The organism is Aporhodopirellula aestuarii (assembly GCF_023701485.1).
Lineage (GTDB): Bacteria > Planctomycetota > Planctomycetia > Pirellulales > Pirellulaceae > Rhodopirellula > Rhodopirellula aestuarii.
The window spans coordinates 1-16,987 of sequence record NZ_JAMQBK010000054.1; the positions used below are offsets into that span (position 1 = coordinate 1).

The window sequence follows — 16,987 nt, forward strand, 5'->3', positions numbered from 1 at the left end:
AGCGGTACGGCGCAAACCGTCCGGTAACGCGGGACCGGACGGCTTGCGCCGTTCCGCTAAGATTGAAATCCCGCAGTAATTAAATCGAGCTCCCGAAATTGCGAGCTACGGGAAAAGTGGCGCTGTCCAGACGACGCCTCTCCGGTGCAGTCCGTTGGCAGGCGTAGGCCGGACCAAGGAGCCTGAGCGACGCAGTTCCGGCACGACTGAGCAAGAGAATGCCGGAGCTCGCAAAGCCTCGGTCCGGCCTACAGTTCGCGGCAGTTGCGCCAGATGATTCCTGCATACCTGCTTGTCAACCGGTTCGCGCGATTGGATGAATCATCAAACTGGTAGCTTTCACGTCGGTCAGCGCGAGCGTGTTGCTGCAAACCGACGGGCCCGGCTGGTGGGCAGTTTTGATTTCCTCGACTGCGGCGCATGACGCACCGCAATTGTGACGGAGGGAAGCCTCACTCGCCGCGATACGCTGGGATCTTTAGGTATTGCCGTTTGCTGGCAACTTTGATGACTTCGATCCCGAGCGAGTCGGCGATGTCTTGATCGGGCTCATGCCCGAGACGGCTGACGGCATCATCGGTCCAGCGGAACTGAGTCGTTCGCGATGGGATTCCATGACGGACGCGATAACCTCGCACCGATGCGACGGAGATGCCCGTCCGTTTGCTGACTTCGGTATCGGAAAGTTTGCCCAGCATCGCGATCACTTTTGGCGTCCAACGGGCTTCGTTGGCAACGACGACCGGTGATTGAATGCCGAGCGATTGTCGCATCGCGATGACTTTGCGACGTGGGATGCCGTATTTTTTTGCGATCTGGGTGTCAGGTATTTTGCCCAGTAGCGAAAGTTCTTTCTTACTCCACGTTCTGCTTTGACGGCCTTTGCGATGCGGCGAGATCCCCAACGAGGTGCGTTTGGCACCGACGGTGGACGAATCCAGGCCGACACGACGAGCGACTTCGACATCGGATAGTTTGCCGAGCCATTTGAGCTCTTTCGCCGTCCATTGATGGGGATTGAGTTTGGTCGAAGGGGTGTAGGATTCGATCCCATTGCGTCGTCGTCGGGCGCTCACTGCGTTGACGGTCAGTCCGACGATTTTGGCGACGTCGGCATCGGGCATGGTACCCAGTAGCGCGTCGGCCTCTTCGGTCCAATTGTTCCAGTGGAGCGGTTTGATGGCACGCCGTTGACGTTCGGCGCGGACGGATGCCACCGGCACGTCGAAGTCGTCGGCGAGTTGTTGGTCGCTCTTCTTGCCGAGGGCTGACAACACGCCTCGCGGCAACGGAGCCGCGTTCGACCGGCTCGACTTCTTAGCCGATTGCTTGACGGCGCCTTTCGTTTTCTTTTTTGCTTTCTTGCTGCGAACCGCGGCTGTTCCTTTTCCAGCACTTCGTTTGGCAGCTTTTTTCTTCTTTACGGCTTTTGCTTTCTTGACGGATTTCGATTTCTTAACGGCTTTTGACTTCTTGCCAGCTTTTGATTTCTTGACGTTGCTCTTTGATGATGTCTTCTTGACGGCTTTCTTTTTGGCAGTCTTCGCGGTCACCGGCTGTTTCGATTTACGTTTCGTTGACGAGGAGCTTTTTTTCTTGGCCATGATTTAACAGCGATAAAGTTTGTGCAAGAGAGAAGAAAAGGAGCACTGGTTTCGGGGGCTCATGTTGCTCGCTTCGCGTCAGCCACTCTTCCCCGTACAATTGTGTCCTGCAGGACCGAAATTGACTCGCGAGCGAAGGAGACTGCCGTGAACTCTGGCCCGAACCCGAAAGAGAACCCATTGAAAAACACCACGGTTCAATCGCACGCGAGCCTCGACAATGCAGGCTCGACCTCACAGATTAGCGTAAAACGGACCCGTGTGAGTGAATGCGGGGGCTTAGAACGCGAAAAAAATAATGTGATTGACTCCGCCCGCGAAGTTCTCGCTCGAGTTTGGGGCTTCGACGAGTTCCGTCCGATGCAGGAAGAGGCCGTTCGTGACGTCATCGAAGGTCGCGACAGCGTCGTCGTATTGCCTACCGGTGGCGGCAAATCATTGTGTTATCAGGTGCCCGCGTTGGTGCGAGAAGGCATGGCGGTTGTCGTCTCGCCATTGATTTCGTTGATGAAGGATCAAGTCGATTCGCTGGTGAGCAACGGTGTCGCCGCAGCGCTAGTTAACAGCACGCAATCGGATGAGCAAAAACGCGAGACGGCTGCGAAGATACGAAATGGTGAGATCGATCTGCTGTATCTCGCGCCCGAGCGGCTGTTGACCAATCGGACGCTGGATTTTTTGACCACCATCCCGATCTCGTTTTTCGCGATCGACGAAGCTCACTGTGTTAGTAACTGGGGCCACGATTTTCGACCCGAGTATCGCGGGTTACGGGTGCTGAAGAATCGTTTCCCGGATGCGTCCGTACATGCTTTTACCGCAACGGCGTCAGAACGGGTGCGAGACGACATCGCCGACCAGCTGCAGTTAGACTCACCGAACGTGCTCGTAGGCAGTTTTGACCGGCCGAATTTAACTTATCGTATGATTCGTCGCGATAATGCACTCCGGCAGATCATGCGCGTCATCGATCAGCATCGCGGAGAATCCGGGGTTGTGTACTGCATCACCCGCAAAGAGGTCGAGCAGACCGCGGCGGCACTGACCGCTGAAGGCATCTCGGCGCTGCCGTATCACGCGGGACTCGATGATGAAACGAGACAAAACAACCAAGATGCGTTTATCCGCGAGAAGGTTGATGTGATCGTCGCCACGGTCGCGTTTGGTATGGGGATTGATAAGTCGAACGTGCGGTTTGTGATTCATGCGGGGATGCCGAAATCGATAGAGCACTATCAGCAAGAGAGCGGGCGGGCCGGTCGCGACGGTTTGGCGTCGCAGTGCGTATTGCTCTATAGCGGTGGCGACCTGATGACGTGGAAACGCATCCTCGAAATGGGCGACCGATCCAATTTCGACGAGGCAATGCAGAACGTGAACGCGATGTCGGACCTGTGCTCGGGTGTCAAATGTCGCCACGCCGCGATCGTGAACTACTTCGGTCAAGAGTTCGACGTCGATAATTGCAACGCCTGTGACGTTTGCCTCGGGGAACTCGATACCGTCGAAGACCCGATCACGTTGTCTCAGAAGATTCTTTCCTGCGTGGTTCGTCTCAAGGAACGCTACGGTGTCGCGTACACGGTGAAGGTGCTGACGGGATCGCGTGAACCCAAGATTGCCGAAGCGGGGCACGACCAACTGAGTACCTATAACTTGTTAGGCAACGAATCTGCTGCGGCGGTGCGAATGTGGGTTGAGCAATTGGTCTCGCAAGGGTTTCTGGAACGGTACGGTGAATACAACGTATTGAGATTGACGTCGGAGGGGCGTGACTTGTTGCAGCGTAAGGGGACAGTCACGTTAACGCGGTCGAAGGTGTCAGCGTCGGGTGGCCGTTCGTCCCGCTCGCCGGTCACCGAGTCTTGGGAAGGCGTCGACCGCGCGTTATTCGATCGATTGCGGGCGCGGCGGAGTGAGTTGGCGGCGGAGCGAAAGGTTCCGGCCTATGTGATTTTTGGCGACGCGGTGCTGCGGGATTTGGCGCGTGTCCGTCCCAGTTCGCTGGCGGGATTGGGAAGGATCAAAGGGATCGGCGAACGCAAGCTCGCTGAGTTCGGTGAATTGTTTTTGAGCGAGATCAATACACACTGCGAAGACGGATCGCTGACGCGGGATGTTGTGGGTGTCCCGGCGGAATCGCGGCCGGCGGTTGCGGCGGCCAAGCCCAAAAGTTTGAAAGGTGTAGCAGTCCAGCAGGAAGCGTTTGCGATGTTCAAGCAAGGGAAGTCTGTCGCTGAGGTGGCCGACGCGATGGGACGGGCCACGTCGACGGTGCGAGGGTATCTGAATCATTACATCAGCGAAGCGAAAGTCACGGACCCGTCGCCGTGGGTGACGGTCGAGAAAGTCCGGCACATCGAGGCAGCGCTTTCGGCCAGCCAAGATGGACGATTGAAGCCCATCCGTGAGGCTCTCGAAGCGAACGAGGAAGTCGAGGAAGATATCTCTTACGAAGAAATTCGTGTCGTCGTCGCGTGTTGCCAGAATCGCTGAACCAGTGTGTGGTCGTTGGTGTTGAGATCGGGGGAAAAACGTTTGCATCGGGGATTTGCGTGCGCGTCGGCATGCCTTTAACATCTTCCGCCTATCGATCCCTATTTTTATCACGCGATTGGCGTGAATTCCCGTGACGAATTGAACCGATCCCAATGCGATTTGCACTTTGTAACGAAACGTTTCGCGAGACAGCACTTGCCGATGCGGTGCGTCTGACCGCCGACTTGGGCTACACCGGATGGGAAGTTGCCCCGTTCATGTTGGCCGATCACGTCGACAAAATTTCGCCTGACAACCGTGTGCAATATCGGCGAGTCGTCGAGGACGCGGGGTTGGAAATCATCGGATTGCACTGGTTGCTCGCGGGCACCGAAGGGTTGCACCTGACGACACGTGATGAAGCGATGCGGAAACGAACGAGCGAATACTTCACAAAGCTGACGCATCTTTGTGGCGATCTCGGTGGCAGCCTGATGGTGCTCGGCTCACCGCTGCAGCGCAATCGCACCGAAGGACAGTCGACGGAAGAAGCACTTGCCAACGCCGCGAGCGTTCTGCGGGAAGCCTTACCGGCGCTGCACGAGCGGAATGTTCGAATCGCGATCGAGCCACTCGGTCCCGAAGAAGGTGACTTCCTCAACACGGCCGATGAAGGTTGTGATCTGATTGACGCGATTGGTGATGATCACATCGGTTTGCATTTGGACGTCAAAGCGATGAGCACCGAAGACGAACCGATCGATCAGATCATTCGCCGACATGCCGATCGGATGATCCACTTTCACGCCAACGATCCCAACCGTCTCGGGCCTGGGATGGGGAGCGTTAAGTTCGAGCCGATCATGCAGGCGATTCGCGATGTCGGCTACGACGGATGGGTTAGCGTTGAAGTGTTTGATTATTCGCCGGGTGCGGAAACGTTGGCGCGAGAGAGTATTCAAAATCTAAAAGCGGCGATGTAGAGTCCTCGTTGAGCACTGTCTCCATTGAATCGTCGGCGGCATGCGGTTTGACGAATGTTCTCGGTTGATCAGTTGAGGCATCCGCCGACGCGCTGTTGGCCACGCCGTTCAGGGATGCGAGGCCCCGGTTGAGTGTTGACGCCGTTTGTGTTCGATCGCGTTCGCTGTCCGTGATGTTGTTCGTCGACAATGGGGCGATCATCGGAATGGCATCGATTGTGGGTTCGCCGCCTGAGGCTTCATGCTTGTTGAGATAGTTGATCACTCGCAGCGCGTCGAGCGCCGAAATGAAACCGCTGCCGTCGACGTCGAGGAACGGTTCGGGGGGTCGGTTGGGATTGCCGTTGCTGTTTGAGGTCGCGTTCAGTTCGTTGATCACCCGCAAAGCATCCACCGCGGTCGTTTGTCCGTTGGCGTTGGTGTCCCTGGGGGCAAAGATGTTGGTCGCTGCCAAACGCGTCAATGAAGCTTCGCCGACCGCAGATTGCAGGGTGATCGTTTGATCCGAGGGGTGTGACTGCGCGACGACAGCATAGATTTCGCCGTCGATGAGGCTGGCAAAGATGGAGTTGCCTTGTCGGCTGCCGATCGGTTGCAGATCCGCGTTGACGATCTGCATGTTTCGGCCAAACGACGTCGATTCGCTCGTGGTGGCGGTCAGTGTCGTGTTGGTCAGAGCCGCGAAAATAATTGCTGTTCCCGCTCGGGCGTCGGATGCATCGCTGGCAAAAACGTGCTCGCTCGTGATGATTTCGGGAATCACGATTCGTGGGTGAGTCGGCACCGGTAGCGAGTTCGCGAATCGGATGTCGTCGATATTGAGTTTCGAATTGTCAGTCGGCAAGCCCGAAACACGATAGGTGATTGTGTTCACGGAGTTCGCGAGCGAACCGATCGGAGAGCTGATCGTGAGCCCGCCGTTCGCGGCGAGCCCGCGTTCAAGGGATGAGAGTTGATCGACCGCGAGCGTTTCGATCACGTTGTCGCCGATCAGCACTTCGAGCGTTGCCGCGTTGGTGCCAGCGGGAATCGTGACGTCGTAATCCAGGAATGCCGCATCGTTGGGGATGTAGGTCCAATTGTGCGTCCGCGAGTTGGTCTTGTTTTGTAGTGGCAGGACGGCGTCGGCCGCGGATGGAATTTCTGCGTTGCCACCGCCACCGTGAAAAGCCCAACCTGGAACCTCGCTGCCGCCGTTGCCGGTAAATGTGAAGTCACCGTTGTTGATCTGTGGAGTCCACACCGGTTCCCATCTGCCCGTGGTGATCTGTGCGGCGGTGAGTCCGTTGGATTCAAGGCCAGCGTCATTGGGCAAACCTGTCGTGCGGTTCACGAGAGCCTCGGGCGTGTGATCGTGGTTTTGGTTGCTGCCGTAGAATCGCGGCGTGGGGCGAACGATGCTGTTTGTGTTGCGTGAGCTAAACGCATAGCCGGTCGTGGAGGACGGGTCGGTGATCGTCGCGAGGTAGTACTCGTTCCACACGGCACTGTGTGGGAACGAGGCGTTGGAAGTTTCCGTGGTCACGGATGTGTTGTAGGCCCCGGGGATTGGTCGGCCGCCGGGGTTGGTGGAGAAGAAGCCCAGCGGATTGGTTTGATAGTAGGCGTCGGCAAAAATGACGTTATCCCAAACGGTTGCGCCGTAAACAGGAGTTTCGTTCAACAGTGGCAATCCGAGCGTGTCGAGGTCTTGTGAGCCGTCGATCGGAAGGCGGGATTGGTCGAAGTCGTGTGGGTCGAGATAGGTCAAATGGCCGACCGGAATGTCGAAGGCGGCGAGTCGTTCCACCGCTTCGCTCGTCACGGCGGTGCCGAAACTGTGACCGATGAAATGCCGATCGATCGAATTTTCGGAACCTTGGCTCGGGTCGAATAGACCCAGGCCCACCGCAATGCTGAACAGGGCGTCACCCGCGGCTTCGCCCCATCCGGCGCTGTCGTTGTTGGAGGCGTCTCCCCAATCAAACGAAAGGACGAGCTCCGAACCCGCTCGCGCCTCGCTTTCAAACAGATCGAACGTGCCCTGGCCGCCCCCGGTATCGACATCGAAATCGACCAGCAGTCCGCCATTGCGTTCGACGATCGCATCGGCGAGCGGCATCAGTGAATCACCCCCGCCATCGAGTTGGAAGCCGTGCGTGATGACGGTCGCGGACGAGAACTGGCCAGCGATTTCATCGCGCATCGATTCAAGCGATAGGGCCGAGTGCGTCATCACGGCGAGCAGCCGTCGATGTTCGAGCCGTTCGATCCTAGGGAGAATCGTCGCGCGGCCGGCGGTCCGTCGCCGTGTTTTCAAGAAGGATTCCATTCCGGATCTCGCGGTCTGTCGAGGAAGAATGGCGGCGACGTGATTCGCCGCCGAGTGCGCGTCGGAGAGGCGAGGGTTAGTTTCGCGTCAGATCCCAAGCGTCCAACCAGGTCGTTTGGGTTGGTTCCATTTCGAATTCGGTGACGAGACGCTCGGCCATATCGGGCAGGTGACCGGCGCCGTAGAACACGGCGGCTGTTTGCGTTTCTCCGTCAAGTTCCTCGCGGAGGATTTCGAACGCTTTGCGGTTGCGACCTTTGATCAAGGTGTTTTCACCGTTGACGTCGTCGATGCCGGCGGAAACCATTTCGATGTCGATCAGTTGTCCGGCCATCGCGCGTTTCATCATCATCGATCGATCTTTGCTGAAGAGGGCCATCAGCAGTCCGGCCTCACCCCCGTTGCCGGCTTGGCTGGCGAGTCCCGCGCCCATCATCCGCGCGACCATTTTCCAGACACTGTCGCCTCGGCGTTCGAGATCTTCGACGAACTCATCGGGGCTCATGTCGGCGTGGCGGAAATTATCGGCCATGTAGTCGATCTTCTCGAGTTGATACTCGAGGTTGAGCATGTCCTTCATGCCGGTTTGCATCGACGCCAACAGCGATCGGCGTTGCTGTAGGTCTTCAGGGCGGATGCGGGTGCCGTCGGGAGCGACGAGTTCATAGAGGACTTTGTCGTAGCCGCTGAGTTGATTCTTGAGTGCTTCGTAATATTCGGCTTGGCCGATGTGGACGACGCCGACTAAGTCGACGATTTTACCTGCGTACTTGGTTCCCGGTTTTCCGACGTAACGAACCGTCGCCGTTTGCATCGACTGCGGCGTGTTGTCTTCGTCGCGGTGGATCCGAACGTAGAGGGCTTCGGCGGAATCGTCGGAGCCCTCTTCGGTTTCGGTTTTTTCCTCAGCTTGCTGGGTTGGCGGTTCGGCGACCTCTTGGGCGGAGCCCGGTCGGGCGAATGCCAGTTGCCAGACCATCAGCAAGAGAGCGCCGATGATCCACGCGATTGTCTTGAGGCGTTTGGCCACGATTGGGTTCCGGTGTGAATGATTCATCTTCAGTAGGGTGATTGAGTGGTGGATTCGAATTTGGGGGGGAGGTTCCGGGCGGTCGTCCTCTTTGGTCACCTTAGCGCCGGGGCGCCGGAACGACAATCCTCGCGTGCTTCGAGCAGTCCCGACCATTGGCCCGAGACCGCAGTGCGTCCCCAGGTCGTGGCGATCATGACGCTGTTGATACCCGAGCCGATGCCCAGCAACGCGGTGCGATCGCCCGCTTCGAGTTCGCCCCGGGCGATCGCCGCAGCGACCGTCAGTGGCAATGCAACCGATCCGGTGTTACCAAGTACGGGATAAGTGATCGAGTCGTTCTCGGTGGGTAGGCCCATCGCCTCCAGCATCGCCGCCCGGTGCCGCGTTCCGACTTGATGGCAGACCGTTCGGTCGAACGAGTCGCGGTTCCAGGTCGATTCGGCAAGCAATCGGTCCAACGCCGAAACGCCCGTTGCGATACCTTCCGCCATCAACGTTTCGGAGTCGGTGTCCATCAGCGGTCGCATGTCGGCCCCCGCGGTGTCTTGGTTGCTCCGGCAGAGGTGATTGAATGCTGTGTTCGCTTCGGCGATCGCGAATTCGATCGGGGTGCCGTCGGGGCAAAGTTCGCGGTGGCAGACCAGCCAAGCACAGCTCCCCGAGCCGATCGTCAGGGAAGCGAACGCTGGTTTGACGCTTTTGCGGGTCAGCGACTCGTCGGCGTTGAGGGACTCAATCGTAGCTTCGAGCAGCGGCCGGCTGTTTTCGGTACCGACCACGACACCGGCGCGGATCATGCCCGCCGAAATCATCCCCGCGATCTGGATGGCGCCGTTGAGCACGCCGAGGCACGCGTTGGAAACGTCGTAGACCCAGCAGTCGTTGCGGAGTCCCATTTCATGGTGGACTCGCGATGCGGTGGCGGGTTCGAGGAAGTCGCGGCAGACGCTCGCGTGGATCAGGGCGCCGACTTCGCTGCGGTCGATCGCCCCCGCTTCGATGGCGGCGAGGCCGCTGCGGATACTCGGGCCGCTCGGCATCGTTCCGGCGAGCCAAACCCGTCGCTCGTCGATACCGCTCATTAAAGACAGTCTTCCTTCTGGGAGTTTCAGTCGCGAGTACAGAGGTTCGAGTTGCTGTTCGATCGCGTCGCTCGACCAGACTTCATCCGGGATGGTCACGCCGATCCCCGCCAACACCACATCACCAAAACGCATCAATCTCACCCACGCTGTCTGAATCAAAAGAGGCCGTCACTCCGATCGGCTGTTGCGTTCCAGCATACCGCCATGGGGCCCACGCCCGTAGGTCAGACGGCCCGCCGAGTTTGCAGAAAAAAGTTGAGTGAATTCCTTGACTCTTTCAAAGTGGACACTTGGCCGACGAGCGATTTGGCCGTGCTTAAAAAGCGTGCAGTCTGGCGAGGCCCCTCTCGCTGGCGGGCTGCGTAAAAAAAGGGCGGTGCCTGCTCGCGAACGTAAGTGCTTTTGCTAGCAATGTTTGCGGGAGGTTGTTTGTCGGTGGTCCCAAGATGCACCTAATCACGCAGGCCGGAGCGATGACTGATATCACCGGCGAATTGACAATCGCATCTCGGATCCGAAATGAATTCCAAGGCCGAATCAGGCAAGTCGACGGCATCAAAAACCGGTCGCGAATCGAACACCAGAAACACCACCAGTCGCAGGAAGACGCCGTCCGCTCGGGTTGCCGCTGCGACGGCGAGGAAGACACGGGCGGCCGGAAAGAAGAAGAAGCAGCAGGTGGAGGGGCCTCCGGTTTACGCCAGTGATGTGGTGGTGGCCAAGTCCGTTGAGGAGTCCGGCAAGAAAGAGGCGTCGGTGTTGCCTGAGGTGCTCGGTGGCCCGCAGCAGGACGAGTTGCAGCTCTCGCCGATCGAGGCCGATTTGCCGATCCAGCATCGTCCCGCGCAGGTCCTCAAGCTTGCCGAGGAGGCGTTCGCCAAGACGGGGAGCTGGGTGGTATTCTACCGCACCATGCTCGCGCCCGGCGGTGTCGTCGATCAGCTGTATGAAGATGCCGAGTCGCGGCGTTATTTCGAGACGACGCCTGAGTTCGCCGAGTTGCTCGAGATGCTCACGGCGATGCGGAGCCAAGATGAATCGAGTGCCGGGACGCACGAGCCGACTCGCGTGATCACGATCCGAATTCCCCGTAGCATGCACGAGGCGACGATCCGCGAAGCCAACGAGCTCGAGCTCAGCATCAACGCGTACTGCGTGACCAAGTTGTTGCAGCCTGCCAACGCCCGGTTCACGCCGCTGGAGTCAGGCAAGCGTCGCGGGCGTCGGCCGGGGCCACAAATCACACTTCAAAAGGTCAAAGTGAAGTCCAAAAAGTAAGGGCCGGCCGGAAGGTCTGCTTCTGGTTGGGTCGTGAGACTTGTCAGAAGTTCTTTCGCTGAAATCACCGGCGCCATTTCGCGTGACCCTCCGCTTGCCGGTCGTCATTGGTTTCGGGCTTCAGTCTTCAGCGTCAGCGGCGGCGTCTTTTTCTTCGGCTTCCGCTTCCACAGATTCCTCGCCCGGCATTTTTTCAGGCTCGACTGTCGGCTCGACGACTTTGCTTTTCTTGGTCGGGCGTTGGCGGGTTGGTTTGGCCGGCATCTCGCCGAAGACCCGGTCGGTCGTGATCGTGATCTTGTTCGCTTTGACCTTCGTCTCGTCAGGCGGTTGGTAGAAGCCTTCCACCGAAACGGCGTCGCCCGGCTGTGCGAGCGACAGGTTGTTTACGCGGATCTCAAGGGTGGCATCCGGGGAGACCATGGTTTGCACTGGTGTCGAACCGGCCTGGACAGCCAGCCCGCCTTGAGCGGTGAGCATCATGAGGTTTCCCACGACAATCACTTTTCCGGTCAGCGGCATGCCTCGCTGCGGCTTCTTCTTATCCGCGGAGTGGACACCCGGTGTGAAACGCTCGGCTTGGTTGTGGGGGACGAGTTGGGGGCTGAGCGGTGCGAAGATTTGGAGTTGGTTAACCGGGGCCATTGGCATGCCGGTCGGACCGAGCACGGTTGCGAACCGGATCGGAGTTCCGCGGCGAAGGTACGCGGGCAATGCTTTGCCGACGAACTCGAGTGAGGTGATCTCGTCGGGGAATTGGACCGTGCACTCAGTGCCGTCCTCGCGAGTCACCGTGATGATGTTGCCGCGCGCGTCTTTGAGGGTGCCATCAAAGACGGTCACTTCATTTGCCAATGCACCGGTTCCGCCGCCTCCGAAGCCACTGCCATCAGGTGGCGCGGCAGAAGTCGTGGCGGAGCCACATATCATCACCAAGCAAAGCAACGTGCAGCCGGTGAGTAGGGCGCGGCGGGGCATGCGTCGTGTGACCGCTGTCTGCTGAGTGGGTCCAAGAATGAAAACGCCGCGGGAGAGGATTCGATCAGTCATGAGGTGGTGAACCTATCGAGGGAGGTGGGGGAGGGCTCCCCGCATTCTACTCGACCCGATTCCACGAGTGTCTGTTCGATCGATGGCCGCCGTCGATTCGGCGGCTGGCGGCGTATCGTGTGTTCGCGTCCGAGGTTGCGTCGGACCTGAGGTCAATGAGCCTTTGTTGAAGGCTCGACGAACTTCGCTCGGCGAGTTTTCTTACTCGTCGTCGGTCCGCATGAACGGGGTCAGCGTGAGCGAGTAACTGCAGAACTCTTCCGGTTTGAAGTACAGCGCGAGTTCGCGTTTGGCGGATTCTTCCGAATCGCTAGCGTGGACGAGGTTCATTTGGCGGCTGCTACTGTAATCGCCGCGGAGCGTTCCCGGTGCCGCTTTGAGCCCGTTGGTCGCGCCGAGCATTTCACGCACGACCGAGATCGCGTCGAGACCTTCGAGTGCAATCGCCACGACGGGGGCCGAGGTGATGAAATCTTCGAGTGATTGGTAGAACGGTTTTTCGACGTGCTCGGCGTAGTGTTGACGCGACAGTTCGGGGGTGACCTGGAGCATTTTGAGGCCGACGATTTGCAAACCTTTGGCTTCGAAGCGGGACAGCACTTCGCCAATCAGGCGGCGTTGGACACAGTCAGGTTTGAGCAGGATCAGGGAACGTTGCATGGATCTTTTTTCGGGGGACGGTTTTGGGAGTCAAAAGGTGTTTGACGTGAGTTACTAAACTGAGCGGGGGAAAATACTCAAGTGGCGGCGTTTTTTGAAGTCCGGGCATCGAGCCACCACAGCAAAACGCCGCCGAAAAAGGTCGATCCGCTCTCGCCGTACGTCCACCACGACGGCATTCCGGCCATCGCGTCAGCGATCCATTGCAGCACGCCGAATGAAATCGTTCCCACCGCTGCCCACCACACGAGCGGACGGTACCGCGCGAGGTCGGCCGCGACTAATAACAGGAAAGCGCCGACGTATCCATAAAGAAGCGACAGATTGCGGGCCAGATAAAACGTTAGCGGCGAATCGGGGAACGGTTCGATCCCCAAGTGAGCTGCGATGGCGATCATCCAGCTACTCGGCATCACCGCGGCGGCGAATGCCAGGATCGCGGCGCCGCCGATCACGCGGAGGTAGATAACAAGGGGGGACATGTGGGTGCGTGGGTTTGTGGTGGCTACCAAGGATGCGGTGGCGGGGTGGGGCGGATCGTGAGAGCGGCGACGGCTGCTTGGGGAATTTCGAGGGCCTTGTGTGCTCGCAAGTCGACGTAGACCCAACGTGTGCTGCCGCGACACAGAACGGATTGGTCGGCCGGGCGGCAGATCATAAACCGGCGGGTGCAGGCGTACCGTCGTGCTTCGCTGACCCACGTCCGGACGACGATTTCGTCGCCGCCGAAAGCCGCGGCACGGTAGGTGATCTCATGGTCGCGTACGACCCAGCCCAGTCCATTGGTTAGGGCGGCTCCCGCGTTCCAGCCCGCTGCGGCGTTGTGATCGCGGGCCGCCCACAGTGTCCATTGCAGGTATCGCAGATTGTGAACGTGGGCCTGCGCGTCCACTTCATCGTCGGTGACGGTGTGGTGCAGGTCGAAATAGTCGCTTCCCATGATGATATCGTGTTGTTGTCGAAGCTCGAATTAATTGGAAATGACGGATTTCGCTCGGGGTGGAACGACCCAACCGGACGCCTGGGGCGTACGATAGCTCATGTGCGCGTGGGCGTCGGCTGGGGTTGCAACCCGCCGTGTTCCTGACGGGCCGATTTGCTGATCGGCCAATTGCCTGACCGCAGGATTTCGTCGATCGACGAAATCTCCTCGATAACTCTCCCGCCTCATCGGAGTTAAATGATGTCTCGTTCTCTACGGTATTCTCGTCCCGCATCCGCTCTCAATGCCAAATCGAGATCGCTCGCGGTGGCGGTAGATCGTCGTTCTCTGGTTGCCCAGGCGGGCATCTCGTTTGCCATTCTTTTTGCGTTGACGTCGATCTTTGTGGTGACCGGTTTGGTCCGCGGTGCGGATCGCGAAGCCGCAGGCGGATCGGAGTCCGGCGAGGCGAAGGAGTCACTCGCGATCCTCGCGGGCGGTTGTTTCTGGTGTACCGAGGCTGTTTTCGAGCGGATGGAAGGGGTCACCGACGTCGTTTCAGGGTACATCGGTGGCAGGAACGCGAACCCGACGTACCAACAAGTGTGCACGGGCAAGACCGGACACGCCGAAGCGGTACAAGTTTTTTATGACCCGTCGAAAACGTCGTATCAGGAAATTTTGAAGGTCTTTTTCAAGACCCATGACCCGACCACGCTCAACCGTCAAGGCGTGGATACGGGAACACAGTATCGCAGCAGCGTCTTTTATCTCGACGAGGAGCAGAAAAAGATCGCCGCGGATTACATCAAGGAACTCGACGAGCACGGCGAATTTCGCAACCCGATTGTGACCAAACTCGAACGGGCGGGTAAGTTTTATCCGGCCGAAGAGTATCACCAAGATTATTTCCGGCGCAATCCCAACGCAGGTTATTGCCAGCGGGTCGTGGCCGATAAGGTGCGGAAGTTCAATCGCACGTTTGGGGACAAGATCAAGGAAGAGCTCAAGTAGCGGGCTGTCTGTTCACCTTTGACGCCTTACGTTAAGTTTGCCACATTCCCTGGCTCGACCTCTTCACGCAAGACGTTTTGGAAGTTTGATGAATCCGGACACCGATGAACCGCCCGCGCTGGTCCACAGTGATTTCCGCGTGCTCGTCGTCGACAACGAATCCGCACATGCCCGTGCGATGACCGAAAGCCTCGAGAAGGTGGGCTATCGTTGTGAAGTCGCCATCAGTGGGCCACAGGCGGCCGATCTGATCCAACGAGAAACGTTCGATATCGTCATCACCGACATGGTCATGAACGATATCGATGGCATGAAAGTGCTCAAGCTCGCGCGCCAACGGCTGCCCGAATGTGAAGTCGTGATGGTGACCGGACACGCCACCGTGCCGATCGCGGTGGAAGCGATGCAGAAGGGCGCGTTCAGTTTTCTCGAAAAACCGATCACGCCGTCGGGACTCCGGGCGATCGCCGAAAAGGCCGCCGAGAAAGTCGCGCTGCGTCGCCAAAACACCGAGTTGATGCAGCGGCTCGATGAGCGATTCGGTTTTGAAGGCATCGTTTATACGAGCAAGAAGATGCAAACGGTCATCGACCGGTTGCGCCGAATCGCCGCCACTGACGCGACCGTGTTGATTACCGGTGAGAGCGGGACAGGCAAGGAGATGGTCGCTCAAGCCATCCATCAAAACAGCCCGCGACGTAACAAACGGATCGTCGCGTTGAACACTCGCGCGGTGTCCGAAAACTTGGTCGAAAGTGAACTGTTCGGACACGTAAAAGGTTCGTTTACCGACGCGGTCGCCGATCGTGAGGGAGCGTTCGAGTACGCCAACGGTGGTTCGTTATTCCTCGATGAAGTCGGTGACATGCCGATGAGCACGCAGATCAAACTGCTGCGTGTGCTCGAAGAAAACCAGATCACCCGGGTTGGTGGTAACAAGTCGATCAAAGTCAACGTGCGATTGATTTCGGCAACCAACCGTCCACTCGAAGAGATGATCGAAGCGGGGACGTTCCGAAACGATTTGTATTTTCGTTTAAAGGTCGTCACGATCGAGTTGCCCCCGCTGCGTGAGCGTCGCGATGACGTGATCGCATTGATGGATCACTTTCGCAAGATGTTTCTACGTCGTCACGGCAAAGCGACCGCGCACTTCGCCCCCTCGGTGACGAAAAAGTTCTACGCGTACGATTGGCCCGGCAACATCCGGCAGTTGCGGAATTTTGTTGAGACGATGGTCGTGCTCGATACCGACGGGGTGCTCGGCGAAGACGATCTGCCGCCTGAGTTGATGGATGATGTCGAGCCGGTCGAAGGCGATTCAGAAGCGCCGGTCGGTTTGATCGAAGGTCCATCGGCGTTGATCGGCAAACCGCTCGCGATGATCGAGAAGTGGGCGATCGAAGAGACGCTCAAACTCACCGGCAATAACCGTGAGCAGGCCGCCGATATGCTCGGCATCGGAGCCCGCACCTTGTACCGTCGCTTGGATCAGTACAAGAAAGAAGAGGACGAAGCGTCGCAGTAATGAGGTGAGGACGCGATTGTCATGGCCACCGGAGTGGCAACCATTCGTGGGATATCCATTATTTCCCCGTTCAATTTTTGAGTGGGTATTCGAGCAGGCTGATCGGTGATTCCGATGCGGCGATTTCTCGAAGCCGCCGATACGCTCGGCTGACCCGCAGCGTGTGCCTGGCGACGTATTCCGGATCGAGCAGCCGTTTGTCGAATTCTCCATCGACCGTTACCGGCTCGAATCGATCATCGTCGATGTACTGCGCGAGCACGGGGTTGCACGCGAGGTGGCGTTCAGGGGACACGTGTAGTTTTTCTGCATCGAGTTGACCGAGCACGTATCGCAGATAGAGGTCGCTTTCAACGATCGACGTGACCTCTTCGCCGCATACTTCGCATAGATAGCCTTGGTCGCATTTTGCCATGGGGGCGTTTGTCTCCGTGAAGGTTGTTGGAACCGAGCATCTTAACGTGTTGTTTGTCGGGACGCGCAACGGGAAAAAAGTGGGTTAAAGAGTGGATGTTGAACACGGGTTCAAAATGAATGGCAGGCCGCTCGCGAGGGTGAGAAGCGTCGATAGCTCTCTCCTAACCCGGACGACCCTTACATCTGGGGCTTTTCACTAACCATTGAGGTTGGACTCATTCATCTTTTTTGACTCAGGGATTTCCTGGCGTAGTTTTCTGTAGTGAGAGAGCGAGACCCTTGGGTGGGTCTTGCTGCTGAAACGAACTCTTGATTGGTGTGTTGCCGATCTCGGGAGTGAGTTTTGGTCAGCCGAAGTTCCCTGACAAAGGCAAACCGTTCGAGAGGGCGGGGCGCAAAACCACGGGTCCGTGAGTCGGCTTGACGGCGACATTTGTTCGCGGTCGGGCTTGGCTTCAGGATAGCCGAGTTGCCTGGCACAGACGGTTGATGGATTGGATCCGAAACGTTTCGAAATGGAACGTTGCGGCGAGAGTCCATCAGACGTTGAACCGAGGCTTGTCAGACGATTAATTCGTACTTGATATGGCTGCTTTACGATCGAGTCGGCTCACTGTGGGTCGT

14 protein-coding genes and 1 riboswitch are annotated in these 16,987 nt (G+C 58.1%); of the genes, 5 read left to right on the top strand and 9 right to left on the bottom strand.

Annotated elements, in window-relative coordinates; genetic code table 11:
• Positions 1-452: 452 nt before the first annotated feature.
• A complete protein-coding gene (locus NB063_RS19395) occupies positions 453-1,604 on the bottom strand; it encodes a DNA-binding protein (RefSeq protein ID WP_250930422.1) in 1,152 nt (383 codons plus the stop codon).
• A 360-nt stretch (positions 1,605-1,964) separates the two neighbouring features.
• Between NB063_RS19395 and recQ the strand changes: the two genes are divergently transcribed.
• Both recQ and NB063_RS19405 read left to right on the top strand, forming a co-directional pair.
• The gene (gene recQ / locus NB063_RS19400; RefSeq protein WP_250930456.1) at positions 1,965-4,100 is read left to right on the top strand and encodes a DNA helicase RecQ; all 2,136 of its coding nucleotides are present in this window, start codon (positions 1,965-1,967) and stop codon (positions 4,098-4,100) included.
• 149 nt (positions 4,101-4,249) lie between these two features.
• Positions 4,250-5,065: a sugar phosphate isomerase/epimerase family protein gene (locus NB063_RS19405; protein ID WP_250930457.1), complete on the top strand. Its 816-nt coding sequence runs from the start codon at positions 4,250-4,252 to the stop codon at positions 5,063-5,065.
• On the opposite strand, the gene NB063_RS19410 is transcribed toward NB063_RS19405, so the two are convergent.
• The 3 genes from NB063_RS19410 to NB063_RS19420 form a co-directional block, all read right to left on the bottom strand.
• Positions 4,983-7,364 (bottom strand): dockerin type I domain-containing protein, encoded by a 2,382-nt coding sequence (locus tag NB063_RS19410; protein ID WP_250930423.1) that lies wholly within the window; start codon positions 7,362-7,364, stop codon positions 4,983-4,985. The genes NB063_RS19405 and NB063_RS19410 overlap by 83 nt on opposite strands.
• Positions 7,365-7,452: 88 nt before the next feature.
• The gene (locus NB063_RS19415; protein WP_250930424.1) at positions 7,453-8,433 is read right to left on the bottom strand and encodes a hypothetical protein; all 981 of its coding nucleotides are present in this window, start codon (positions 8,431-8,433) and stop codon (positions 7,453-7,455) included.
• Between the two features lie 68 nt (positions 8,434-8,501).
• Positions 8,502-9,626 carry a 3-oxoacyl-ACP synthase III gene (locus NB063_RS19420; protein ID WP_250930425.1) on the bottom strand — a complete coding sequence of 375 codons (1,125 nt, stop codon included), beginning with the start codon at positions 9,624-9,626 and terminating at the stop codon, positions 8,502-8,504.
• Positions 9,627-10,013: 387 nt separating this feature from the next.
• Here NB063_RS19420 and NB063_RS19425 point away from each other — a divergent pair, with 387 nt between their 5' ends.
• Positions 10,014-10,772 carry a hypothetical protein gene (locus tag NB063_RS19425; RefSeq protein ID WP_250930426.1) on the top strand — a complete coding sequence of 253 codons (759 nt, stop codon included), beginning with the start codon at positions 10,014-10,016 and terminating at the stop codon, positions 10,770-10,772.
• 120 nt (positions 10,773-10,892) lie between these two features.
• On the opposite strand, the gene NB063_RS19430 is transcribed toward NB063_RS19425, so the two are convergent.
• The 4 genes from NB063_RS19430 to NB063_RS19445 all read right to left on the bottom strand — a co-directional run bounded on the left by NB063_RS19430 (position 10,893) and on the right by NB063_RS19445 (position 13,422).
• The gene (locus NB063_RS19430; RefSeq protein WP_250930427.1) at positions 10,893-11,822 is read right to left on the bottom strand and encodes a hypothetical protein; all 930 of its coding nucleotides are present in this window, start codon (positions 11,820-11,822) and stop codon (positions 10,893-10,895) included.
• A 201-nt stretch (positions 11,823-12,023) separates the two neighbouring features.
• Positions 12,024-12,482 carry a nucleoside-diphosphate kinase gene (gene ndk, locus NB063_RS19435; RefSeq protein ID WP_250930428.1) on the bottom strand — a complete coding sequence of 153 codons (459 nt, stop codon included), beginning with the start codon at positions 12,480-12,482 and terminating at the stop codon, positions 12,024-12,026.
• Positions 12,483-12,559: 77 nt separating this feature from the next.
• Complete coding sequence (locus NB063_RS19440; protein WP_250930429.1) at positions 12,560-12,964, bottom strand: hypothetical protein; 405 nt, start codon at positions 12,962-12,964, stop codon at positions 12,560-12,562.
• 23 nt (positions 12,965-12,987) lie between these two features.
• Positions 12,988-13,422: an acyl-CoA thioesterase gene (locus NB063_RS19445; RefSeq protein ID WP_250930430.1), complete on the bottom strand. Its 435-nt coding sequence runs from the start codon at positions 13,420-13,422 to the stop codon at positions 12,988-12,990.
• Between the two features lie 243 nt (positions 13,423-13,665).
• On the opposite strand from NB063_RS19445, the gene msrA reads away from it, so the two are divergent.
• Both msrA and NB063_RS19455 read left to right on the top strand, forming a co-directional pair.
• Positions 13,666-14,418: a peptide-methionine (S)-S-oxide reductase MsrA gene (msrA, locus tag NB063_RS19450; protein ID WP_250930431.1), complete on the top strand. Its 753-nt coding sequence runs from the start codon at positions 13,666-13,668 to the stop codon at positions 14,416-14,418.
• A gap of 88 nt (positions 14,419-14,506) precedes the next feature.
• On the top strand, positions 14,507-15,946 hold the full coding sequence (locus tag NB063_RS19455; protein WP_250930432.1) for a sigma-54-dependent transcriptional regulator: 1,440 nt from the start codon (positions 14,507-14,509) through the stop codon (positions 15,944-15,946).
• Positions 15,947-16,016: 70 nt separating this feature from the next.
• On the opposite strand, the gene NB063_RS19460 is transcribed toward NB063_RS19455, so the two are convergent.
• Positions 16,017-16,361 carry a hypothetical protein gene (locus NB063_RS19460; RefSeq protein WP_250930433.1) on the bottom strand — a complete coding sequence of 115 codons (345 nt, stop codon included), beginning with the start codon at positions 16,359-16,361 and terminating at the stop codon, positions 16,017-16,019.
• Positions 16,362-16,722: 361 nt separating this feature from the next.
• A riboswitch (cyclic di-GMP riboswitch) is annotated at positions 16,723-16,840 on the top strand.
• The last annotated feature ends 147 nt before the right edge of the window (positions 16,841-16,987 follow it).

What these genes read in the sequence shown, in the direction of transcription:
- msrA (WP_250930431.1), top strand. Translation starts at nt 13,666, where the DNA reads ATGTCTCGTTCTCTACGGTATTCTCGTCCCGCATCCGCTCTCAATGCC.
- NB063_RS19395 (WP_250930422.1), bottom strand. Translation starts at nt 1,604, where the DNA reads ATGGCCAAGAAAAAAAGCTCCTCGTCAACGAAACGTAAATCGAAACAG.
- NB063_RS19460 (WP_250930433.1), bottom strand. Translation starts at nt 16,361, where the DNA reads ATGGCAAAATGCGACCAAGGCTATCTATGCGAAGTATGCGGCGAAGAG.
- ndk (WP_250930428.1), bottom strand. Translation starts at nt 12,482, where the DNA reads ATGCAACGTTCCCTGATCCTGCTCAAACCTGACTGTGTCCAACGCCGC.
- recQ (WP_250930456.1), top strand. Translation starts at nt 1,965, where the DNA reads ATGCAGGAAGAGGCCGTTCGTGACGTCATCGAAGGTCGCGACAGCGTC.
- NB063_RS19415 (WP_250930424.1), bottom strand. Translation starts at nt 8,433, where the DNA reads ATGAATCATTCACACCGGAACCCAATCGTGGCCAAACGCCTCAAGACA.
- NB063_RS19425 (WP_250930426.1), top strand. Translation starts at nt 10,014, where the DNA reads ATGAATTCCAAGGCCGAATCAGGCAAGTCGACGGCATCAAAAACCGGT.
- NB063_RS19445 (WP_250930430.1), bottom strand. Translation starts at nt 13,422, where the DNA reads ATGGGAAGCGACTATTTCGACCTGCACCACACCGTCACCGACGATGAA.
- NB063_RS19455 (WP_250930432.1), top strand. Translation starts at nt 14,507, where the DNA reads ATGAATCCGGACACCGATGAACCGCCCGCGCTGGTCCACAGTGATTTC.
- NB063_RS19420 (WP_250930425.1), bottom strand. Translation starts at nt 9,626, where the DNA reads ATGCGTTTTGGTGATGTGGTGTTGGCGGGGATCGGCGTGACCATCCCG.
- NB063_RS19440 (WP_250930429.1), bottom strand. Translation starts at nt 12,964, where the DNA reads ATGTCCCCCCTTGTTATCTACCTCCGCGTGATCGGCGGCGCCGCGATC.
- NB063_RS19430 (WP_250930427.1), bottom strand. Translation starts at nt 11,822, where the DNA reads ATGACTGATCGAATCCTCTCCCGCGGCGTTTTCATTCTTGGACCCACT.